Raw genomic sequence first — 21,067 nt, 5'->3', positions numbered from 1 at the left:
CTTCGGTGGGCCCTTTGGGGAGGAGGGTGGGGGTGGCTCCGGCGGAGGGGCGCGGGAAGTCGAAGGACGGCCGTCAAGAGGTGGCCTCGTGGGCGAGTGGCTCGCCGCGCACGTAGCGGGCCACATCCGCGGCCACGATCGAGGCCGCCTTCATGGCCGTCTGCTTGCTGGCCCCGGCCAGGTGCGGGGTCATGATCAGGTTGGGGGTCGCGAGCAGGCGCGAGCCGGGCGGGATGGGCTCCTCGGGGAAGACGTCCATCGCGGCGCCGAACAGGTGGCCCGAGTCCAGCGCGTCGCACACGGCGTCGTAGTCGAGCAGCGAGCCCCTGGCGCAGTTGACCAGGACCGAGCCGCGGGGCATGGCGGCGATCTGGGCCGCGCCGATCATGCCGATGGTCTCGGGGGTGGCGCGGGCGTGCAGGGAGACGAAGTGGGAGCGGCGGAGCAGCTCGTCCAGGTCCACCTTGCCGGGCACGTCCACGTACGGGTCGTAGACCAGCACGTCCGCGCCGAAGCCCTCGAGCATGCGGGCCACGCGGCGGCCGATGGCGCCGTAGCCGACCAGGCCGACCGTGTTGCCGTCCAGTTCGGGGCCGACGTTGTCGTACATGTAGTAGTCGCCCCGCCACACGCCGCCCGCGAGGTCGTTGTGCGTCTGGGGGATCCTGCGGGTGGCGGCGAGCAGCATGGCCAGGGTGTGCTCGGCGGTGGCCACCGCGTTGCGGCCGGGCGCGAACGTCACCGCCACGCCCGCCTCCTTGGCCGCCTCCAGGTTGGCGTTCACCGGGCCGCCCCGGCTCACGCAGAACAGCCGCAGGTCAGGGGAGGCGTCCAGGACGCGCTTGGTCAGGGGGGCCATCTGGGTCACGCAGACCTCGACGCCGCGCAGCGCCTCGATCAGCTCGTCCTCCACGTCCGACGCCTCGTCCACCTCGCCCACCCGGCCGAACGGCTCGACCGGCCACGGCAGCGTCAGCTCGCTGATGTCCACCTCGCCCGGGACCTCGCGCCTGAGCGCGTCGATGAGCAGGCTGTTCTGGACGAAGTGGTCCCCTGCGGCAAGGACTCGGATGGTCAACGAACGGCTCCAATCGGGGAGTTGTACTGCAGCATCGCGGCCCGCCGCCCGGCGCGCAGGCGCAGTTCGGTCAGGGCGCAGTTGTCCAGGCGCGGGAACAGCCGCCGGTATTCGCCGAGCGGCACCCCGATCAGGCGGCACAGGGCGAGCCTGATGGCGGTCGTGTGCGCGACCACCAGCACGCGCCCGTCGGAATGGGCGGCGGCGATGTCGTGGAGTGCGGCGACGAACCGGTCGGCGGCCTGGTGCGGGTCCTCCCCGCCGGGCAGCGGGTGCTCGGCGGGGTCGGACTCGAACGCGGCGCGCGCCTCGGGGAATCGGGCCGCCATCTCGGCGGAGGTCAGGCCCTCGCCCTCGCCGAAGTCCAGCTCGCGCAGCCTGGGGTCGGTCTGGAGCGCCACGCCCGCCTTGGCCGCGCCGGCCGCGGCGGTGATCTGGGCCCGGCTGAGCGTGGAGGCCCAGACGGCCGACAGGCCCGCCTGACCGGCCCACTCGGCGAGCTGGACGGCCTGCGCATGTCCGCGCGGGGTCAGCTCGATGTCGCTGATTCCGGCATAGCGGTTCTCGGCGTGCCAGACGGTCTCGCCGTGGCGTACCAGGACGAGGTCGGTCATCGGTTGGTCCTCTCGCGCGCGTGTCCGGCGGCGGCCGCGTCGAGCCAGCCGCGCTGCTCCAGTTCCGTGACGAATCGCAGGTACGCCTCCGTGAGGTCGGCTCTCGACGGGTCGACGACCGCACTGGTCCTGATCATCCGCCCGGGGTCACCGGACGCCAGGACGGCCATGCCCAGGGCGGGCTCGGCGTTCTCCCGCAGCGTCACAGGACGTCCCAGGACGTCCGCCCGGAGCTGCGTCCAGTACGCGCTGCGGGTGGCACCGCCGGTCAGGATGACCTCGCCGTCCACGGGGGCGCCGAGCAGGTCGAGGTAGTCGAAGCAGAGGCGCTCGACGAAGGCCGCGCCGAGCAGGATCGCCGCGTAGCGCTCGACGTCGTCGACCGGGCTGCCGAGCGTGAACCCCTCGGCCCCCGGCGCGTCGAACGGGAAGCGCTCACCACGCGACACCAGCGGGTACGTCACGGGCCATCCGGCGGTGCCGTCGCCGTTGAGCCCGCGGGCCGCAGCCTGGGCGCTCAGCGCGCCGAGATCGCGGCCCGGCAGGTCACGCGTCAGGACGCCCGCACCGGTGCTCGACGCGCCGCCCGGCAGCCACGAGCCGTCCGGCGCGCGGTGCGAGTAGACGACGCCGAGCGGGTCGTGGATCAGCTCCTTCGTCACGCCCTTGAGCACCAGCGTCGTGCCCAGCACCGAGTTCCAGCTGCCCACCTGGTTGGCGCCCGCGCCCAGCTGGGCCGCGCACCCGTCGGTGGTCCCGGCGATCACGGGCGTGCCCACTGGGATGCCGGTCTCATCGGCGGCCTCGGCGCAGACCACGCCGAGCCGGGTGCCGGGCCGCACGACCTCGGGAAGGATCTCCGAGGGCACCCCCAGCGCGTCCATCACCTCGAGGGGCCAGCGCTCCTCGATGAGGTCCACGCCGGTCTTCAGCGCGTTGCTCAGGTCTGTGGCCACCTCGTGCCCGACCAGCCGCCTGGTGACGAAGTCGCTCTGATGTGCCAGCCGGGCGCCCTCGGGCGCCTCGTCGAGCAGCCATAGCAGCTTCGGCAGCGCCCAGTTGGGCTGCATGCGCCGGTAGCCGAGCCGCTCCCAGACGGGAGCGCCTGCCTCGTTGGCACGCGCGGCGTCGGCGCGCCGGTCGTCGTACATGAGCGCGGGCGTCACAGCCCTGCCGGAGCCGTCCGTGAGCAGGATCGTTCCAGATGTCGCGTCGACGGCCACGCCGGCCACCTCCGACGCGGGCACGTCCCGCAGTGCCTCGCGGGCGGCGCCGGCCAGCTCGCGCCACCACTGCTCGGGGTCCTGTTCGTGGCGGGGCCCGTCGCGGTGGCTGGTGAGGGCCCGGCTGGCCGTCCCCAGCACCTGCCCGTCCCCGGCCACGGCCATCACCCGTACGCTCTGCGTCCCGAGGTCGACGCCGATCCATACGCTCATGTACGGCTCCTCATCTCGGCCAGGAGCGGCCAGGAAGCCGCGTTCGCCCCGCGCAGGGTCAGGAAGTCGTCGAACAGGCGCGTGTACAGTGCCCGGCGAGAGGGGGCGGGCTCGACCGCGTCGCGCAGCCGTACATGCTCCGAGGCCGCCGCGGCGATGGACGGAGCTGCTCCGGTGGCGGCCAGTCCCACCAGGTACGCGCCCCGCGCGCCCACCTCGGCGTCCGCCGGGCGGCGCACGGGCAGCCCGGTGATGTCGGCGATCAGCTGGAGCCAGACGGTGCTGTTCGAGCCGCCGCCGCACACGCGCAGCTCCGTCGGCTCGGCGCCGGTGGCGGCCAGGCAGTCGCGGATGACCATCGTCAGCCCCTCGAGCACTGCCCGCGCCACGTCCTCGCGGCCGTGCTCGAACGACATGCCCAGCAGCGAACCCCTGGCCAGCGGGTCGGAGAACGGCGCCCGCTCACCGGCGGGCGACATGTATGGCAGGAACGTCAGCCCGCGCGCGCCCGGCTCGCTCAGCAGGGCCAGGTCGCCCAGCTCGGCCGGGCCGTGCAGGCCCAGCATGCGGCACGTCCACTGCACCACTTCCGTACCCGCGAACGTCGGGAAGGCCCGCACGTAGCCACCCGGGATCGCGATCGTGATCCCGATCGGCTCGCCCTCCAGGTCGGCGGAGTCGACGATGACCTCGGTGCACAGCGTGGTGCCGAGGATGCCGCACGCCTGCCCGGTCCGCACCGCGCCCGCGCCCAGAGCCGTGGCGGCGATGTCGTACGGGGCCATCGCGACCGGCGTCCCGGCGGGGAGGCCGAGCGCCGAGGCCGCCTCCCGGGTCAGCTCGGCGACGTGGCTGGAGCGGATGGGAGGCAGCAGCCGCTCGGCCCACTCCAGGCCGAACATGGCAAGCAGGGAAGGGGAGTAAGCACGCGCCCGCAGGTCCATGAACGGCGCGGAGGCGTCGGACTCGTCGGCCGCCAGTTCTCCGGTCATCCTCGCGAAGATCCAGCCCCCGCAGGTCAGCATGGCGCTCGACCGGTCGAGCCGTTCGGGGTCGTTCGCGCGCAGCCAGGTCAGGATCGCGTGCGGCAGCCCGGACGCGGCCGAGGAGCCGTTCAGGCGGAAGGCCTCGGCCGCGATCCCGGAGCGGGTCCAGGCGTCCACGGCCGCGGCCGCCCTGGCGTCGTTCCACAGGATCGCGGGCCCGGTCGGCTCGCCCTTCGCGTCGACCAGCCAGCAGCCGTCACCCTGCGCCGTCACGGCCACGAAGTCGACCTTCTGGTCCATCCGGGCGGCGACCTCGCGCACGGTGGCGACGACCGCGTCCCAGACGGCGCCCATGTCCTGCTCGGCATGGCCGGGCGCGGGCCTGGAGACCGTGGTCTCCCGCCTCGCGACGAACGCCTCCGCGCCCCCGGCGTCGTACCCGACCGCCTTGATGACCGTGGTCCCGGCGTCCACGCAGATGATCGCCATCAGGCCCTGCCGTGAGAGGTCCTCGACCGCCGCGACACGGAGTCGACGATCACCGCGAGCAGCAGCACCGCACCGGTGACCACGAACCTGATCGACGAGTCGAGGTTGAGCAGGGTCAGGCCGCTGGAGATCGACTGGATCACGATGATGCCGAGCAGCGCGCCGAACGCCGTGCCGCGCCCGCCGAACAGGCTCGTCCCGCCGATCACGGCCGCCGCGATGGCGTTGAGGTTGACGTCGCCCGCGCCGCTGGACTGGTTGGCCGCCGCGAGCCTGGCCGCGGCCAGGATGCCGCCGACGGCCGCGAACGTCGAGCAGAGCACGAACACCGAGGTGTAGATGGCCTTGACGTTGATGCCGGCGCGGCGCGCGGCCTCGACGTTGCCGCCCACGGCGTAGACGGCCCTGCCCCACTTCGTCCGCGACAGCAGGTAGTGCATGATCAGCACGAGCGCCACGAAGAAGACGAACATCCAGCCCACGCCGCGGGTCTGGCCGAGGTACCAGACCACGAACGCCAGCACCACCAGCAGCGCCACGCTCCTGACGGCCAGCGCCGACACGCTCCTGGCCGACAGCCCGGCCTTGCGCCGCTCCCTGGCGTGCAGGTACCCGCTGGCGAACAGCCACGCGGCCGCGATGACCGCGAACGTGTACGACAGCCAGGCCGGCACGAAGTCGAGCTGCGCGAAGTTCACCAGGCCCGAGTCGAAGGGCAGGTTGATCGAGCCCTTGGTGCCCAGCACGTACAGCTGGAGCCCGAGGAAGGCCAGCAGGCCGGCCAGCGTGATCACGAAGCTCGGCACGCCGAACCTGTTGAACAGCTGCCCGTACACCCAGCCGATGACCGCGCCCATGATCACCGAGGCCAGGATGGCCAGCCAGACCGGCAGCCCCTGGCTCACGAAGAGCACCGCGAGCACCGCGCCCGACAGCCCGCTGACCGAGCCCACGGACAGGTCGATCTGGCCCACGAGCAGCACGCACACGATGCCGAGCGCGATGATCCCGACGGCGGCGGACTCCAGCGTGAGGTTCACCAGGTTGGCGCTGGACAGGAAGATCGGGTTCAGGATCTGCAGTACCGTCCAGATGACCACGAGCCCGACGACGACGGGGATGACGCCCAGGTCGCCGCCGCGGGCCCGTTCGAGCATGTCGGCGAGCGCGCCGCGCAGCCCGTCACGGTCCTGAAGCCGCTCGTCCTGGCGGTCTGTCGTCAATGTGCTCACGACTGAGCTCCCCTCGTGTCTATGGCCTCACTCCGTGAGGCGGGCTCGGTCGCCTCTGATGCCGTCGCCTTCCCCCGCTCTGGTCGCTTCGCTCCCGCCGCTCCTCCAGGCGCCGGCGCTCCCTCGCGCTGGGCCCGCCGGGACACCACGTTGTCGGTGGCGCCGGTGATGGCGGCGATGATGTCCTCGGTGGAGACCTCGGCCACGTCGAACACTCCGTTGTTGCGGCCGAGCCGCAGCACCGCGACGGTGTCGGCGACGGCCTTCACGTCCGCCATGTTGTGGCTGATCATGATGACGCCCAGGCCGTTCTCACGCAGCCGCTCGACCAGGTTGAGCACCTCGGCCGTCTGGGCCACGCCGAGCGCGGCGGTGGGCTCGTCGAGGATGATGACCTTCGGGTCGCCGAGCAGCGACCTGGCGATGGCCACCGTCTGCCGCTGGCCGCCCGACAGCGCCGCCACGGGCACCCGTACGCTCGGGATCTTGGCGGAGAGCTGGCGGAGCAGCTCCCACGAACGGGTCTCCATGGCCACGTCGTTGAGGCGTAGCGGACGGATCTCCTGGCCGAGGAACAGGTTCTGGATCACGTTGAGGTTCTCGCAGAGCGCCAGGTCCTGGAAGACCGTGGCGATGCCGAGCTTGTGGGCGGCGGCCGGGGTGGGGATCTCGACCTCGTTCCCCTCGAACGTGATCGTGCCCGCGTCCGGCGGGTGCACGCCGGAGAGGATCTTGACCAGCGTCGACTTGCCCGCGCCGTTGTCGCCCACGACGGCGACGACCTGGCCGGCCGCGACGTCGAGCTCGATGTCGGTGAGCGCGGCCACCGCGCCGAAGGTCTTGCTGATCCCGCGCAGGGACAGGACGGTCATCGGCGTTCTCCTACTTGATGCCGAGCTCTTCGCAGCCCTTGGCGTACTCGCCGGTGCAGACGTCGGCGGCCTTCATGATGCCGCTGTCGAACAGCACCTCCTTGACGTTCTCCTTGGTCACGACCGTGGGGACGAACAGCTCGGAGGGGGTGTTGTAGAGCGTGGTCTTTCCTGCGGGCTTCTTGCCCTGCATGAACTCCCAGGCCGTGTTCGCCGCGGCCTCGGCCACGATCTTGATCGGCTTGGAGATGGTGTTGTACTGGTCGCCCTTGATGATGCGCTGCGCGGCGGCGATCTCGGCGTCGTTGCCGGTGATCGGGGGCACCTTCACGCCGGCGGCCTTGAACGCGGCGATCGAACCGCCGCCGGTGCCGTCGTTGGCCGCGACGACGCCCACGATCTGGTCCTTGAACTGCGTGATCTGGCCGCTGACCCAGGTCTGCGCCTTCTCCGGCTGCCAGTCGGGCGTGTCGTACTCGGCCAGCAGCTTGAAGCCGCTCGGGTCGACCGCGCTGTGGATGCCCTTCTTGATCAGACCGGCCGCCGCGTCCGTGGGGGAGCCGTTGACCTGGAGGATCCCGCCCTGGGCGTTCTCCTTCTTGAGGTGGTCGACCAGGGACTGGGCGATCATCTGGCCGATCTTCTCGTTGTCGAACGAGATGTAGTAGTCGGCGGGCGTGGCCGGGACCGGCCGGTCGTAGGCGATGACCGGCACCTGCTGCGACTGGGCCGACTTGACGATGGTGGCCGCGGCGGCGGAGTCGACCGGGTCGATCACGATGGCCTTGACGCCCTGGGCGAGCGCGGAGTTGGCCTGCTGCTGCTGCTTGGCGGCGTCGGAGTCGGCGTTCTGGTAGATGACCTGGCATGTCGGGCAGAGCTGCTTCATCTTGGCCTCGAACAGCGGCTTGTCCTGCAGCTCGTATCGGGTGGAGGCCAGGTCGGGCATGAGGAAGGCCACCTTGGCGTTCTCGACGGCGCCGCCACCACTGGTGTTCCCGCCGCTGGAGCCGCCGCTGGAGCCGGAGCCGCACGCGGCCAGCACCGAGCCTGCGAGCACTGCCACTGCGGCGAACGCGGAGGTCCGCATCTTCGCTCTGTTCACGGGTTTGTTCCTCACTTGCCTACCGGGATTCATGACGCATTGCCCCCGAAACAGGACATGGCCCTCACAAAGGGACACATCCTGTGGTGCGGCTCACGGTAGCGCGCCTTCTGAAACTTTGTCCAGCAAAGATGTTCAGAGTTGACGTGCGGCCGCCACCAGGCCCTCTGCCGTGGGGACATCCGTGACGAGCTGGTTGAAGTAGCCGCCCTTGGCGCCCGCGACGATGGACAGCACCTTCTCGGCGCCCACCGCGACCGCGATGGTGGCCGGGATGCGGCGCAGCTCCTCCGGCTGGGTGGCGACCAGGCGCTCGCTGCCGGGGTACGTAACGGGCTCGCCGTCGCGGTCGTAGACACGCATGCACACGTCGCCCACGGCCTGGCGCAGGCTCTCGGCGTCGCGCGGCATGAGTGCGGGCGTCATCTGCCGCATCAGCGGTGCCGAGCCGACGCCGACGACGGCGCACTTGGCGTGCGCCCACAGGTCCATGACGCGGCGTACGGACGGTTCGTGCTGGAGCGAGTAGAACAGCTCGGGGCCGGGCAGCGCGGGAGCATAGAGGTAGGCGGGCACGCCGCCGACGCGTTCGGCCAGGATGCGGGTGGTCTCGTTGGTCTGGAACCAGGGCTGCGGCTCCTCCTGGCCGCCCACCGCGGGGGCGATCGTGACCCCGGGATAGTGGCCGAGCCCCTCGCGGGCGCACTCGTAGACCGTGGTGCCCGACGAGACGAGTACGACGTCGCCGGACTCCAGCCCGACCGCCGCCAGCGCGCGGGTCACGGCGGGGGCCAGCCACGGGCCCAGGGCGGGGCCGCTGACCTTGGGGACCAGGTAGACGCGCTGCAGCCGGAGCGCCTCCGCCACCTCGGCGGCCAGCGGGCCGTCCTCAAGCGCGGCCGGCCTGTGCACCTTGATCTCGACGATGCCCTGCTTGCGGGCCTCGGTGAGCAGCCGGCTCACCGTCGCCCTGGAGACGCCCAGCCGCTTGGCGATGTCGCCCTGGGTGGCCTCTTCCATGTAGTACTGCTGGGCCGCCGCGTACATCAGCTCCAGGGGGAACCTGGCCTGCGTCTCGGGTGCGACGTCGGCGGCATTCATGAGCGCACTCCTGAACATCTTTGCTGAACCGATGCGCAAACGACTATACGGGGATGCTGTCTTGATGGAGAAGGCCAGTCCCCGCTTGTCCGTCCGGGAAGGTTCTCTAGGCGGGATCGAAACTCTCCGCTTACGATTGAATGCGCAAAGTAGTGTCCGGCTATCGGTGCGGGAGGGGCAATGTCCAAAGGGATGTTGATCGCGGCGGCCATCGGTCTCGTGGCCGCGGGCATGGCGCCGCCCGCTCCCGCGGCGGCCACGGTCCTCAAGTGCGACACCATCGTGCACGCGCAGAGCAACGACCTCGGCATCGCCGCATGCAGCAACCCCACGGACGAGACCTGGATGTTCCGGGCCGTGGTGGTCTGCAGCCGAGCGCTCGACGTCCTGGGCGAGTGGGAGACGCTGCCGCCCGGCGCGTACGGGCAGTCCCGGGGATCCTGCGGCAACACCCTCACCGGCGCCGCCGGCGTCGTGGGCGTGGAGGAGCGGCTCGCCTGAGAGGCTAGCCCGGCGGGAGCTCGCCGGAGCCGCGGGCGATCAGCCGTACCGGCAGCTCGACGTGCTCCGGCGGTCCTGCCTCGCCGCGCAGGCGGCGGAACAGCAGCTCTGCCGCCACCCGACCCATCCGTGCCGGGTCCTGCGCCACCACGCTCACCCGCGGATCCAGCAGGTCGGACAGCTCGAAGTCGTCGAACCCCACCAGCGCGACCCGTCGCCCGTCGAGCGCGCGCAGGGCTGTCACGGTGTAGCGGCCGTTGCCGGTGAACAGCGCGGACGGCGGGTCGTCCAGCGCGAACATGCGGGCCAGGTCCGCGCGTACCGCCTCCATCGAGGGCGGCCGCATCGACACCAGGCGCTCGTCGAACAGCCCCCCGAGCACCTCGCGGTAGCCCTTGAGCCGCTCGGCGGCGGTGAAGATCCCGGGGTCGTCCCCGAGGAAGGCGATCCTGCGGTGGCCGTGGCCCATGAGGTGGCGGATCGCCTCCCCGGCGCCGCCCACGTTGTCGGCGAGCACCGTGTCCACGTCGATCCCCGCTCCCGGCGGCCGGTCCGCGAACACCACCGGTGTGCCGGCCTCCAGCTCGGGACGTAGATACGTGTGGTCCTCACCGGCGGGCACCATGATCAGCCCGTCCACGCGGCGCGCGCAGAACGCCTCGACCAGCTCCCGCTCCCTGCCCGGCTCCTCGCCGGACGAGCCGCTCAGCAGCAGGCATCCGTGCTCGATGACGACGTCCTCGACGGCCCGGCTCAGACCCGAGTAGAACGGGTCCGCCACGTCCTCGATGACCAGCCCGATCGTGGCGGTCCTGCCCCTGCGCAGCACCCGCGCGCTCTCGTTGCGGCTGTAGCCCAGCCGGTCGATGGCCGCGCGCACCCGCTCGGCCGTGCCCGGGTGGACGCCGGGCTCGCCGTTCACGACGCGCGAGACTGTCTTGAGCGCCACGCCCGCGGCCGAGGCGACGTCCTTCATCGTCGGTCTCACGCCAGGATCATTTCTCACTCCGACCAGGTAGACAACGTTGTCAGGAGGTTATGCGAGAGTGGTCCCCTATGTCGTTGAGATCTGCCGTGCTGGTGGCCGGTTTCGTGCTGGCCGCGCTCAACCTGCGCCCCGCCATCGCGGGTGTCTCCCCGCTCCTCGACGAGATCATGAAAGACGTGGGCCTCTCGCCCGCCGGCGGTGGCGCGGTCACCACGGTCATGGTGGTCTGCCTGGGCGTGTTCGGGCCGGTCACGCCGCTGCTCGCGCGGCGCTTGGGGCTGGATCGCACCCTGCTGGCCGGTCTGCTCGTCATCGCGGCGGGCGTGGCGCTGCGCGGCCTCGACGGCGCGCCCGTGCTCTACCTCGGCTCCGCCCTCGCCGCCACCGCGATAGCCGTCATGAACGTCTCCATGCCCGCCGTCGTCAAGCAGCACTTCCCGACCCGAGTCAACCTCCTGACCGGCGTCTACGTCTCCTCGGTGGTGGCCGGCGCCACCCTCGCCTCCGGGCTGGTCATCCCCATCGAGCACGCCACGGGGTATGGCTGGCGCGGCGTCTCCGCGCTGCTTGCCGTGCCGGCGCTGCTGGCCGCGCTGCTCTGGCTCCCTCAGGCGCTGCGCAATCGGAGCGGGGCGCAGAACGGGCCCAGGCCGTTCGGCGCGGTGCTCAGGAGTCGCGTGACCTGGTACGTGACCGCGCTCATGGGCCTGCAGTCGCTGACCTTCTACGTCATGCTGGCCTGGTTGCCGACGATCTTCCTGGAGGCAGGACTGCCCGCCGACCAGGCGGGATACCTGCTCAGCCTGACCAACCTGGTCCAGGTGGCCACCTCGCTCGCGGTCCCCGTGCTGGCCGGCAGGCGGGAGTCGCAGGTGCCGTACGTGGTGGGCGCCGGGGTGCTGACGGTGCTGGGCTACCTCGGCATGCTGCTGGCCCCGACCGCCGCGCCGTGGGTATGGATGATCGTGCTGGGGATCGGCCAGGGAGCCTCGTTCGCGCTGGCGCTGCTGATCATCGCATTGCGGCCCGCCGATCCGGCCGCCGTGACCGCGTTGTCGGCCGTGGCGCAGTCCGTGGGGTACGTGATCGCGGCCCTGGGGCCGTTGCTGTTCGGGTTCCTCAGGCAGGTCTCCGGCGGCTGGTCGGTGCCGCTGACGGCAGGGCTGGCGGTGCTCGTGGTCCAGATCGTGGCTGGGTGGTTCGCGGGACGGCCTGCTACCTTAGGTAAGGCTAACCTATAGGGAGGTTCCAGCGTGCTGACCGAGGTGCTCCAGCGACTTGCCGACGGGCGGGGCGGGGTGATCGGGGTCGATCCGGGTCTGGTCATCGATCCTGACGAGAGCTGGACGCCGGTCGGCGAGCTGCTGCGGGAGCCGTACCGGCTGCTCATCGAGCTGATCGACGAGACGGCCGCGCGCTGGAACGCGCCACGCCATGTCGGCGCGGCGCTGTTCTGGAAGACCTACAGCTACTGGCACACGCTGCCCATGGCGCTCGGGTGGGCGCTGGACGGGCGGGTGCCGATCATGCGGCTGGCGGACACGTACTTCAAGGTGTCGGACGCGGGGGTGACGGTCGCGGCGACGCGCGTGAGCTGGGGCTCCGGGGCCGGTGTGATCGGCGAGGCGCTCGCCGAGTCGCAGCGGCCGCTGGTCTCGCTGATCGGCTCCATCGCGAAGGTGGGGGAGCGCACGCTGTGGGGTTCCACGGCGGAGGCGTTCGCCCACCCGCTGACGTCGATCGTGCCCGGCGACTACATGCGGCTGCTGAAGGAGATCGGCGCACCGGTCGACGGGCTGATCGAGCCCGCCGGCGACGGCTACTTCCGCAGGACCTGCTGTCTGTGGATCACACTGCCCGATGTCGAGCCCTGCGGAAGCTGCTGCGTCCTCAGGCCACCACGGCGTCATCCAGCGGCCTGAGCTCGTCGGCGTAGCTCACCGAGACGCGGCGCATGACGCCGGTGTCGTCGATCGAGTACTGGCCGAGCCGCCACAGCGGCGGCGAGTAGGCGTGGATGGAGACGCTGTTGTCGACCGCGCCGTTGAGCCGGTGGATGTGGTCGGGCCCGAACGAGAACGACTGGCCCTCCGACACCACGGTCTCCAAGTGCTCGCCGCCGATGCGGGGGTTGCACTCCAGCAGCGCGCCCTGCACCACGTGGACGGCTCCCGAGGAGATGTCGTGGTCGTGCCAGCCCGTGTCGTCCTCGGGGCGCCAGCACAGGAGCCAGACGTCCACGTACGCGTCGCGGTAGAGCGAGGCATAGTGCCTTCCGCCCTCTTCCGGGAACTCCACCTGGTCGCGCCACTCCTCGGGGTTGGCGGCCAGTTCGTTCACCAGCTCGCGCAGCTCGCGGCGGTCGAGCGTGCGCTCGGGGAGCCGGGCACAGGTGCCCCCGTCCTGGATCTGGTTCGTGCTCACGTACGAGTCTCCCTTCTGGAAAGTAGACGACGGGGGTTGACGACCCGGATGGCGTGGCCGGCGGCCGCGCCGAGCCCGGGCTCGGGTGCTCTGGCGTAAGGGGCGTCGGAGCCGTTGACGACGACGTCGATGCCCAGCTCGCGAACGATCGCGTCGATGGCGCGCGGGCCGTAGGAGGAGGTCTCCACGAAGAAGTCCGGATCGACCAGGCCGCGGGTGCCGCCGCCTCTGGCGATCAGGCGTTCCGAGTGCAGCGGGGCCAGCCCCGCGAGCGCCGCGAAGCAGACGCGCAGCCGCGGGTGCCTGGGCCGGACGACGGCGTGGAAGTAGTGCCACGCGGCGTGCAACTGCTGCACGTACGGCACCACGGCCGGCCACCACGGCGGCGTGCCGGGGGCCGGGGCGGCGGGGCCGGGGTGGACGAAGAGCGGCAGATCCCTGTGGGTGAGCACCTCGAGCAGCCGGTCGTCCGGGACGGCCGTCGCGGGGATCTGCAGCCCGGCGAAGCCGCGGTCGAGGTCCTTGGCCAGTCGGCCGGGATCGGGCTCGCTGAGGCACGTGGACGCCCAGGCCCCGAACGGCTCGCCCAGCGCGAGCGCGCCGTCGTGGTAGGCGTCGATCAGCGGCCACGACTCCTCGGGCGGCAGGGACTCGACGCCGAGCGGGCTCGACATCGACACCAGCGCCAGCTCCAGGCCGGTGGTGTCCCTGCGGTCCTCGGGGTCGATCTCGTACGGGGGCTCGCCGTCGAGGATCAGCGTCCAGCCGTCGACGTAAGGCGGGGAAGTCCGGGCGCGCAGGGCATCGACGAACCGGTGGGTCCACACATGCTGATGGACGTCGACGCTCACGGCTTCCTCCTCCCTCTATTTCCTACTCACATTACATGTTAACGCGCCGTACTGGGTTGTCGCTACCGTGAAGCGTTTCAGTGATACGATTCAGTGAACCGCTTCACCTACGGGCTTGTCAATGGCTCGGCGCCACACGCGTACCGCGGCCTCGGGCGCGCCGGGCGGGCGTGGATCGGCAATCCTGGCGCGAAAACTGCGGTTCTGTCGGTGTCACCGAATAGGCTGGCTGAATGCCTCGCAAGAGAGCCACGATCCGGGAGGTGGCCCAGGCCACGGGCCTGTCACCCGCGGCCGTCTCCTACGCGCTGCGCGGCCTCCAGGTGTCCGAGGAGACCATGGAGCGAGTGCGCGCCGCGGCAGCCGAGCTCGGCTACGAGGCCGACCCCATCGCCAGGGCCCTGGCCAGCGGGCGCACCGGCATGATCGGCCTGCTGTGCGGCTCGCTGGAGGACCTGTGGCAGCAGTCCTTGGCCGTCGGCATCAGCCGGGGTCTGCGGGAGAAAGACCGTTATGCCCTGATCCTCGATGCGGTCGGCGACCCCGCCCGCGAGCGCGCCTTCGCCCAGCGGCTCCGCGACCAGCGCGTTGACGGCCTGATCGTCCAGCCGATCGACCCGGCGGCGGCGTTCTGGGCCGAGCTGTGCGAGTCGCTGCCGGTGGTCGCGATCGGCGACTCGATCGCGGGCACGGCGGGGGAGGTCGTCTTCGACAACCGGCGTGGCGTGACGATGGCCCTGGAGCACCTGCGCGACCTCGGCCACCGCCGCGTCGCGGTCCTCACCCCGACCAGGGCCAGCACGCCCGACCGGCCCGCCGACCTCCACGTCACGGCGGAGGCCGACCGGCTGGGCCTGGACATCGAGGTCACCACCGCCCCTCACGGACTCGCCGGCGCCACCTCGGCCGCCCGCGACCTCCTGACCGCCCGGGGGCCGAGCGCGGTGTTCTGCTTCGCCGACTCGATCGCTTACGGGGTTTACGCGGCGGCTCAGGAGCTGGGGCTGTCCGTTCCCGGTGACGTGTCGGTCATGGGCTATGACGACCACCCGATGTCGGGGCTGCTCACGCCTGGGCTCACTACTGTCGATTGGGACATCGACGGGATCGTCCGGGCGGCGGTGCGGCTCATTTCGGCGGCGACCGACGGCGGCACACGGCGACGCCGGGTCGTCCAGGCGCCCACGCTCAGGGAGCGGGGGTCGGTCGCACGGGTGGTGTGACCGGGGCCTTCAGGATTCGACGCCGTCTCGAATGCGCACCCGCCACGCGCCTTGGGCTCGCCGCACCTGCTGCGTGGCTCCGCCGCGTGCGTCTCGCCGCACCGGCGCTGAAAGGCGGGCAGAGGGGGCGTCATCCGGCACGGTTACCTCCAGCGCGCGCGTTGCGCCGGGGTCCCGTGTGATGTGCCGCCCGGCAACCGCCTCATTATGTCCCGCCCGGTACCGCGTTCGGCCGGGCACGGCCGCCGGACGCCCCACGGCGCCGTCGAAGCAGCCGGCGGCCCCCGAAGACGGGGTCAGGTGGGTGGGTGGAGGGCCAGGGCGTGGCGGGAGGCGGCGAGGTCGGTGGTGAGGGGGCGGTCGGGGGTAGGGCCGTGGAGGGCGCTGGTGGCGGCCGTGCGTTCGCAGGCCAGGACGATCTCCAGGGGTTCCAGGCAGCGCAGTGCGTGGCGGGCGGCCTGGGTGGCGAAGCCCGCGTGGTCCTCCGTGCCCAGGGAGATCACCGCCGTGCCCGTCGTCACCGGGTTGGCGAGGTGGCGGAGGTCGGCCAGGGCGTCTTGTGCCACGTATTCCAGGATCAGCAGCCCCGAGGCGCCCGGGCGGTCGGCGAGGAACGGGTGGCGGCCGGTGTAGGCAGGATCCATGAGGTTGGCCAGACGGGCGGCGCTGAGCTGGGCGGTCTGTACGAGCGCCGTACGCAGCGCGTCGAGTGCCAGGGACACCGGGGCCGAATGGAAGTTGCCGTTGTGCCAGGCCAGGGAGCCGGACATGAGCGGGTTCTCGGTGGCGGCGTTGAGGTCGGTCTCGATGGCGGCGGTCGCTCGGTCGAGGGCGTCCATGGCGGCGCCGTGCACCTGGGCGAAGGCGCGGTACCCGTACGGGTCCTGCACACGGGTCCCGAGCTCCTGGCTGAGCAGGCCGCGCAGGCGTGCGGCCACGGCGGCCTGGCCGGCGTGGGGGCGGGCCGCCTGCACGGCTGCGGCCAGCGGTTCCGCCGAGGCGTGCACGGCGGTGAACGACATCGCGGCGACGTCGATGGCGGCTTCCAGGAGGTGGCGGAGCCGGTGGCAGGCGATGGCCGCGTCGGCGAGCGTGGCGGCACCCGAGCTGATGAACGGCAGCGCGTCCCCGGAGGCGAGCGGGAAGCGGGGCTGGTCGGGAGGGGGTGGTGAGCCTTCGTGGTGCCAGGGGAGTTCGCCCAGCAGGCACAGGGCAGCGGTGGCGAGCGCCGTGAGGTCGCCGGTGCCGATGGCCCCGTACGTCTGGATCGGCGGGGTGAAGCCGCCGTTGATCGCGTCGGCCAGCACCGGGAGCACGCCCGGGTCGATGCCGGAGCCGCCCGCGAGGAACTGGTTGAGGCGGACCACGAGCATGGCCCTGGCGCGGGCGGGCGGGACCAGGGGGCCGGCGCCGCACACATGGCTGCGGAGCAGGTCTAGGCCGCGCTCTTCGACGAGTACGCCCCTGTTGGCGCCCACGCCGGTGCTCCGCCCGTACACAGGACCCTTGAACTCCTGAGCAGTGACCCACGCGGCCCGGGCCCGATCCAGGGAAGCGATCGTGACCCGGGCCCCGCCGTACGCGGCCTCGTGAACCTGCGCGCAGGTCAGGCCGGCGCCGTCGAGCTCCACGTGGGGTTCAGTCGCCGTCGGGAAGGACCAGGCCCAGCAGCCAGCTCACGACGCTGACGATGATCGCGCCCCAGAACGCGGCCGGGTAGAAGTTGTCGACGTGGAAGGGGATGGAGAGCTGCCCGGCGATCCAGCCCGTGAGCAGCAGCATGGCCGCGTTGATCACGAGGAGGAACAGGCCGAGTGTCAGCACGACGATCGCGCACCCCAGTGCCTTGACGATGGGCTTGACGATCGCGTTCACGAGGCCGAAGATCAACGCCACGATCAGCAGCACGCCCCAGTATTTGGCCGAGCTGGCCGGGGCGCTGACCCCGATGCCGGGGACGAGCTGAATGGCCACCCAAAGGGCCACCGCCGCCGCAATGGTTCTGATGATGAATCTCACGCTGGTTGATCCTCCCACTTGAGATCGGCAATTCGATAGTGGCGCAGTCTCTACGATTCCCAGCGATTACTCTGGGTAGTCGCCGGTTATGGTCGGCCCAACCCGGGCAGAGGGCGTCGAGGGGAGGGAGCGAGATGGACGCGAACGGGCTCGAGTCGTTGCCGGCCGACGAGTTGCACGATCGGGCGGTGCGTTATGCCGTACGCCACGGGGACCTGGGGTTTCTCTGGGACCTGCTGAAGGTGATCCCGGCCGCGGAGGCCGCCAGCGGTCATGATTCCGAGACCGCCAACGACCTCAGCAGGGTCTCCGCGTTGCTCAGCGATGCCATCGCCTCCGGCGAGGGGCGGCTGGGCGAGGCGCTGCGCCCGATCTACATAGAGTATTTGCGTAAGCATCCCGATGCCTGATCGTTAGCGAAGGCCAAGGATGCGAAACGATGCCGCTTTGCACGCCACCCTGCGTAGCCACTCGAGTGCGACCGGCTCACGCGAGGGCCGGCGGGCCGCTGAGGGAGGGCGGCCTGCCGCACGCAGGGGTGGTCAGCCGGCCATGCGGGCTTCCGCGCCGCTGTAGTCGGCGAAGCCGGGCGTGCTGATCTCCTGCCCGTCGCGCGCGATGATCATGGTCTGGTACGGCCCCGCCGCCGCCACCTCGGCCGCGAAGCGTCTGGCCAGGATGGGGCCCATGGCGTAGATGGCGGTGGCGTACGCGTCGGCCACACCGAGGTCGGGGCCGATCACGGTGACCGAGCCGAGGCCCTCCTCGACCCTCCCCGTGCGCGGGTTGACCACGGTGGCGCCGCCCGAAGTGGCGATGCCCAGGTCGTGGGCGAAGACGACCTTGCGCACCACGTTCTTGCGCGGGTCGCGGATGCCGACCCGCCAGCGCTTGCCTGGTGCGGCCGAGCCACGCACCCTGATGTCCTCGCCCGCGCTGATGCGGTGGTCGCCCGCGCCGGCATTGACCAGGGCACGGGACAGCCGCTCGAGCGCCCAGCCCTTGATGTAGCCGGACGGGTCGATGACGCCGTTGATGCGGGCCTCGAAATAGCCGTCCGTGGCCTGGCTGAGCTCGTCGCAGCGGTGGAGGACCTCGATGAGCTCGGGGATCTGCCTGATCGTCTGGCCGCGGTTGAGCCGGCCGATCTGGCTGTCCTCCTTGACCGGGCTGAAGGTGTCGTCCACCCACCTCAGCCAGGCGAACGCGTCATCCAGCAGGGGGATCAGTTCGCGTGCCGGGAGAGCGGTGCGGATGTCCACACTGACCGGCATGCCCATGACCATCTCGACACGGGCGCTTCCGGGGAAAGTCGTCACCTTGCCTCCTTGTCCGCAGCCCACCGTTGCAGATGAGGCGTAATGTGGAGCTAAACCTTTTGCCGTGATTTGAAATGAATCTGTGATCTCGGCACAGCAAGGCGTGACAACGCCCCGCGTACGTACCTCTTGAACTGCCGCGGACCGGCCACCACCACATCGCGCTCGGCGATGTCGGGAATCTCGCGGCTCAGGCCCGAGGCGCTCAGGCGCTCCTTGGCCCGTGGGTCGTGCTCCGCCCCCTCGACCAGGATGAGGCCGTGGCGGGCCTCCAGGTCGCGCAGCTCGTCGGTGGCGCGCTCGATCCTGTAGACGGCCACGGTGTCGCTCGCGCCGTCCAGACGAGCTCGAAGGGCGGCCGGGTCGAGGCCGGTGGCGATCAGCAGGGTCGGCCTGGGGGTCCCGGCGACGCGGTGGCTGCGGACCGCCATGACGGCCGCCATCGCGTACAGGATGAGCGAGCCCGCGCGGCTCAGCCCGGTCACGTACGCCGTGGAGCTGAACTCGTGGGCCACCAGCAGCGCGCCGGCCAGGTAGCCGCCGAGCCGCAGCCGCTGCCTGGCCTCCTCGGTGCGCAGGTAGTCGGCGGCCTTGACGGTGACAAAGCCGAGCGCGACCAGCAGCGCCGCCGCGGCATAGGCGGTCGGCCGCCACGGGTAGCCGAAACCCGGTTGGATCGCACCGAACTCGGCCACCGCGACACCGCACCAGAAGAGGACGGGACCTGGGTTCGCTTTCGCCTCGCTAGCCATGGCTTCACGATGCTGAATGAACATTAAAGGTTTCTGAGTAGGGTCTGAAACATGGCTAACGTGCGTGTCGAACGAACTGAGGACGGCGGATTCCGGGCCACGAACGCCCGCGGCGCCGAGGTGCGGATGGGTGGCGGCGACGAGGACGGCGTGTTCACGCCGGTGGAGTTGCTGCTGGCGGCGGTGGGCGGATGCAACATCGTGACAGTCGAGCCGCTCACCGCCAAACGTGGCCACCGCCTGGTGCGCCTGGCGATGACCGTGCAGGCGGAGAAGGTCGAGCCGAGCAAGCTCGGCCCCGTGACCGTCACATATGACGTGGAGCTGCCCTCGGAGGAGGCCGGCGAGGTGTTCCGGGCGGTGGCGGAGCGGGTGCACGAGAAGTACTGCACGGTGAGCAGATCGTTGCAGGAAGGTACAGAGGTTCGGCTGGAGGTTCCAGAGTCGGATTAAACAGATATTCGACCCCGTTATGACGCGACCGTTGCATTCGTCTCGGTAGCGTTGTAGCAGGTCAACAGACCAGTGAACCTTCACCGAAGCGGACGCGGAGGGGGACCGCGGTTCGCTAGTGCGGGACCGCCGGCGTTTTTGGGGGAAGACGCCGGCCTGGACCGCCGCCGATCGGGCCGGGCAGCTTTGGGGGAACTGCCCGGCCCGATCTATGCGTATCCTCCGGTTTCGTGAAAAAGGTTCTGATTGACTGTGACCCCGGTATCGACGACGCGCTCGCCCTGGCCCTGGCGGCCGGATCCCCTTCCCTCGACGTGGTGGGCGTCACCACGGTGGGCGGCAACGTCGACCTCCCCCTGACCACGGCGAACGCGCTGGCACTACGAGAGTTCCTGGAGCTGGGCGACGTCCCGGTGACGCCGGGCAGCGCCGGCGCCCTGCTGCGCGAGACAGTGCGCGCCACCCGCGTGCACGGGACCACGGGCCTGGGCGGCGTGGTCCTGCCCGCACCCCGGCTGGGCCCGTCGGACGGGCACGCGGTCGACTTCATCGTGGACACCCTGAAGTCCGCCCCGGGCGAGATCACGCTGGTGGCCGTGGGGCCGCTGACGAACATCGCCCTCGCCGTACGCCGCGAGCCCCGCGTCGTTGAGTGGGCCCGCGAGCTGGTCATCATGGGCGGCTCTTTCACGCGCGGCAACCACAATCCGGCCGCCGAGTTCAACATGCTCGCCGACCCCGAGGCGGCCGCCATCGTCTTCGGCGCGGGGTGGACGGTGAAGATGCTGGGCCTGGACGTGACGCTGACCGCCGTGGTGACCTCTGACGTACTCGACCGGATGCGTCCCCTCGGAAAGCTGGCCGAACTGCTGGTCCCCGCCGCGCAGTTCTACGGGGTGGTGACGGCCGACGGCGGCCCGGCCATCCACGACGCTTGCGCGGTGGCGTACGTGCTTGATCCCTCCCTGTTCACCTGCGTGCCGGCCGTGGTGAACGTCGAGACGGCCGGGCGATACACGCGGGGGATGACCGTGACGGACTTCAAGGTGAGCTCCCAGGACTCGAACGCGCTGGTGGCTACCTCGATGGACGTGAAGGGGTTCTGGGAGCTGGTTCTGGGGGCGTACGAGGGGTTGGCGGGGCGGCTCGGATGATGTGCGGGCAGTGCTCGGCGGCTGATACAGTTACATCTGTTGCGCCGCTAGCTCAGTTGGTCAGAGCAGCTGACTCTTAATCAGCGGGTCCGGGGTTCGAGTCCCTGGCGGCGCACTGTACGGAAACCCCAGTTCAGCGTGCTGATCTGGGGTTTCTCGGTTCTTGGAGGCTCTTGGGGGCGTGCCGGCCAGGATGGCGCGCATCAACCCCACCTCCGCCGGCGACTGCCCCCGGCCCGCAAGATCACGCCATGTTGGACCGCCGCGACGCCGTACCCGAGGCCGCGCAGCGCCTGGCCGGCAGGACGCGCACCCCCCGTGAAGCCCCACCTGCCCATGACCTGCGCGTATGTAATCATCGGCGGGCGCAACGCCGACGAGACCGGCTCGCAGAGTCCTCCACGAATACTCACATGCCGCTTGAGCTGCACGGACGTGGTTTCCGGCAAGGCGCAAAGCCGGATCGCTGC

Annotated in this window: 22 protein-coding genes and 1 tRNA gene; 8 read left to right on the top strand and 15 right to left on the bottom strand. The window is 70.9% G+C overall.

From position 1 onward, the window contains the following. Window positions 1–73 precede the first annotated feature (73 nt). The 8 genes from ACQPWU_RS50120 to ACQPWU_RS50085 form a co-directional block, all read right to left on the bottom strand. Window positions 74–1,078, bottom strand: a complete 1,005-nt coding sequence (locus tag ACQPWU_RS50120; RefSeq protein ID WP_433433546.1) for a 2-hydroxyacid dehydrogenase — start codon at window positions 1,076–1,078, stop codon at window positions 74–76. Then, window positions 1,075–1,692 carry a histidine phosphatase family protein gene (locus ACQPWU_RS50115; RefSeq protein ID WP_433433544.1) on the bottom strand — a complete coding sequence of 206 codons (618 nt, stop codon included), beginning with the start codon at window positions 1,690–1,692 and terminating at the stop codon, window positions 1,075–1,077. The genes ACQPWU_RS50120 and ACQPWU_RS50115 overlap by 4 nt, the downstream gene beginning before the upstream one ends. Further along, a complete protein-coding gene (locus tag ACQPWU_RS50110) occupies window positions 1,689–3,128 on the bottom strand; it encodes an FGGY-family carbohydrate kinase (RefSeq protein WP_433433542.1) in 1,440 nt (479 codons plus the stop codon). The genes ACQPWU_RS50115 and ACQPWU_RS50110 overlap by 4 nt, the downstream gene beginning before the upstream one ends. Continuing rightward, window positions 3,125–4,603, bottom strand: a complete 1,479-nt coding sequence (locus ACQPWU_RS50105) for an FGGY family carbohydrate kinase (protein WP_433433540.1) — start codon at window positions 4,601–4,603, stop codon at window positions 3,125–3,127. The genes ACQPWU_RS50110 and ACQPWU_RS50105 overlap by 4 nt, the downstream gene beginning before the upstream one ends. Then, window positions 4,603–5,835 (bottom strand): sugar ABC transporter permease, encoded by a 1,233-nt coding sequence (locus ACQPWU_RS50100; RefSeq protein ID WP_433433539.1) that lies wholly within the window; start codon window positions 5,833–5,835, stop codon window positions 4,603–4,605. The genes ACQPWU_RS50105 and ACQPWU_RS50100 overlap by 1 nt, the downstream gene beginning before the upstream one ends. Continuing rightward, complete coding sequence (locus ACQPWU_RS50095; RefSeq protein WP_433433537.1) at window positions 5,832–6,707, bottom strand: ATP-binding cassette domain-containing protein; 876 nt, start codon at window positions 6,705–6,707, stop codon at window positions 5,832–5,834. The genes ACQPWU_RS50100 and ACQPWU_RS50095 overlap by 4 nt, the downstream gene beginning before the upstream one ends. Before the next feature lie 10 nt (window positions 6,708–6,717). Further along, the gene (locus ACQPWU_RS50090; protein ID WP_433433535.1) at window positions 6,718–7,812 is read right to left on the bottom strand and encodes an ABC transporter substrate-binding protein; all 1,095 of its coding nucleotides are present in this window, start codon (window positions 7,810–7,812) and stop codon (window positions 6,718–6,720) included. A gap of 135 nt (window positions 7,813–7,947) precedes the next feature. Beyond that, window positions 7,948–8,913: a sugar-binding transcriptional regulator gene (locus ACQPWU_RS50085; protein ID WP_433433533.1), complete on the bottom strand. Its 966-nt coding sequence runs from the start codon at window positions 8,911–8,913 to the stop codon at window positions 7,948–7,950. A 180-nt stretch (window positions 8,914–9,093) separates the two neighbouring features. Here ACQPWU_RS50085 and ACQPWU_RS50080 point away from each other — a divergent pair, with 180 nt between their 5' ends. Beyond that, a complete protein-coding gene (locus tag ACQPWU_RS50080; RefSeq protein ID WP_433433531.1) occupies window positions 9,094–9,414 on the top strand; it encodes a hypothetical protein in 321 nt (106 codons plus the stop codon). Between the two features lie 4 nt (window positions 9,415–9,418). Here ACQPWU_RS50080 and ACQPWU_RS50075 read toward each other — a convergent pair whose 3' ends face one another. After that, window positions 9,419–10,402: a LacI family DNA-binding transcriptional regulator gene (locus tag ACQPWU_RS50075; RefSeq protein ID WP_433433529.1), complete on the bottom strand. Its 984-nt coding sequence runs from the start codon at window positions 10,400–10,402 to the stop codon at window positions 9,419–9,421. Between the two features lie 68 nt (window positions 10,403–10,470). On the opposite strand from ACQPWU_RS50075, the gene ACQPWU_RS50070 reads away from it, so the two are divergent. Together ACQPWU_RS50070 and ACQPWU_RS50065 are read left to right on the top strand one after the other, a co-directional pair. Next, window positions 10,471–11,643 carry a CynX/NimT family MFS transporter gene (locus ACQPWU_RS50070; protein ID WP_433433527.1) on the top strand — a complete coding sequence of 391 codons (1,173 nt, stop codon included), beginning with the start codon at window positions 10,471–10,473 and terminating at the stop codon, window positions 11,641–11,643. Between the two features lie 12 nt (window positions 11,644–11,655). Continuing rightward, window positions 11,656–12,324, top strand: a complete 669-nt coding sequence (locus ACQPWU_RS50065; RefSeq protein WP_433433525.1) for a hypothetical protein — start codon at window positions 11,656–11,658, stop codon at window positions 12,322–12,324. On the opposite strand, the gene ACQPWU_RS50060 is transcribed toward ACQPWU_RS50065, so the two are convergent. Together ACQPWU_RS50060 and ACQPWU_RS50055 are read right to left on the bottom strand one after the other, a co-directional pair. Continuing rightward, window positions 12,293–12,826 (bottom strand): cysteine dioxygenase, encoded by a 534-nt coding sequence (locus ACQPWU_RS50060; protein ID WP_360687165.1) that lies wholly within the window; start codon window positions 12,824–12,826, stop codon window positions 12,293–12,295. The two genes, ACQPWU_RS50065 and ACQPWU_RS50060, sit on opposite strands and share 32 nt — an antisense overlap. Then, window positions 12,823–13,677 (bottom strand): amidohydrolase, encoded by an 855-nt coding sequence (locus ACQPWU_RS50055; RefSeq protein WP_433433523.1) that lies wholly within the window; start codon window positions 13,675–13,677, stop codon window positions 12,823–12,825. The genes ACQPWU_RS50060 and ACQPWU_RS50055 overlap by 4 nt, the downstream gene beginning before the upstream one ends. Before the next feature lie 233 nt (window positions 13,678–13,910). On the opposite strand from ACQPWU_RS50055, the gene ACQPWU_RS50050 reads away from it, so the two are divergent. Further along, window positions 13,911–14,900 (top strand): LacI family DNA-binding transcriptional regulator, encoded by a 990-nt coding sequence (locus ACQPWU_RS50050; protein WP_433433522.1) that lies wholly within the window; start codon window positions 13,911–13,913, stop codon window positions 14,898–14,900. A gap of 296 nt (window positions 14,901–15,196) precedes the next feature. Here ACQPWU_RS50050 and ACQPWU_RS50045 read toward each other — a convergent pair whose 3' ends face one another. Then, complete coding sequence (locus tag ACQPWU_RS50045) at window positions 15,197–16,531, bottom strand: aromatic amino acid lyase (protein ID WP_433433520.1); 1,335 nt, start codon at window positions 16,529–16,531, stop codon at window positions 15,197–15,199. A 7-nt stretch (window positions 16,532–16,538) separates the two neighbouring features. Further along, window positions 16,539–16,919, bottom strand: coding sequence for a phage holin family protein (locus ACQPWU_RS50040; protein WP_360687153.1), 381 nt, complete (start codon window positions 16,917–16,919; stop codon window positions 16,539–16,541). A 134-nt stretch (window positions 16,920–17,053) separates the two neighbouring features. Between ACQPWU_RS50040 and ACQPWU_RS50035 the strand changes: the two genes are divergently transcribed. Beyond that, on the top strand, window positions 17,054–17,329 hold the full coding sequence (locus ACQPWU_RS50035; protein ID WP_360687150.1) for a hypothetical protein: 276 nt from the start codon (window positions 17,054–17,056) through the stop codon (window positions 17,327–17,329). A gap of 132 nt (window positions 17,330–17,461) precedes the next feature. Here ACQPWU_RS50035 and ACQPWU_RS50030 read toward each other — a convergent pair whose 3' ends face one another. Next, window positions 17,462–18,238, bottom strand: a complete 777-nt coding sequence (locus ACQPWU_RS50030) for an FAD:protein FMN transferase (protein ID WP_433433517.1) — start codon at window positions 18,236–18,238, stop codon at window positions 17,462–17,464. 50 nt (window positions 18,239–18,288) lie between these two features. Further along, window positions 18,289–18,990, bottom strand: a complete 702-nt coding sequence (locus ACQPWU_RS50025; RefSeq protein WP_433433515.1) for a hypothetical protein — start codon at window positions 18,988–18,990, stop codon at window positions 18,289–18,291. A gap of 51 nt (window positions 18,991–19,041) precedes the next feature. On the opposite strand from ACQPWU_RS50025, the gene ACQPWU_RS50020 reads away from it, so the two are divergent. The 3 genes from ACQPWU_RS50020 (at window position 19,042) to ACQPWU_RS50010 (ending at window position 20,712) form a co-directional block, all read left to right on the top strand. After that, window positions 19,042–19,443: an OsmC family protein gene (locus tag ACQPWU_RS50020; protein WP_360687141.1), complete on the top strand. Its 402-nt coding sequence runs from the start codon at window positions 19,042–19,044 to the stop codon at window positions 19,441–19,443. 230 nt (window positions 19,444–19,673) lie between these two features. After that, window positions 19,674–20,597 (top strand): nucleoside hydrolase, encoded by a 924-nt coding sequence (locus tag ACQPWU_RS50015; protein WP_433433513.1) that lies wholly within the window; start codon window positions 19,674–19,676, stop codon window positions 20,595–20,597. Between the two features lie 41 nt (window positions 20,598–20,638). Next, window positions 20,639–20,712, top strand: a tRNA-Lys gene (locus tag ACQPWU_RS50010). The last annotated feature ends 355 nt before the right edge of the window (window positions 20,713–21,067 follow it).

Origin of the sequence: Nonomuraea sp. CA-141351 (genome assembly GCF_050944675.1) — a bacterium.
In the GTDB taxonomy this organism is placed as follows: Bacteria; Actinomycetota; Actinomycetes; order Streptosporangiales; family Streptosporangiaceae; genus Nonomuraea.
Note: the sequence above shows the minus strand (reverse complement) of the source record. Positions and strands in the feature narration are given on the sequence as shown.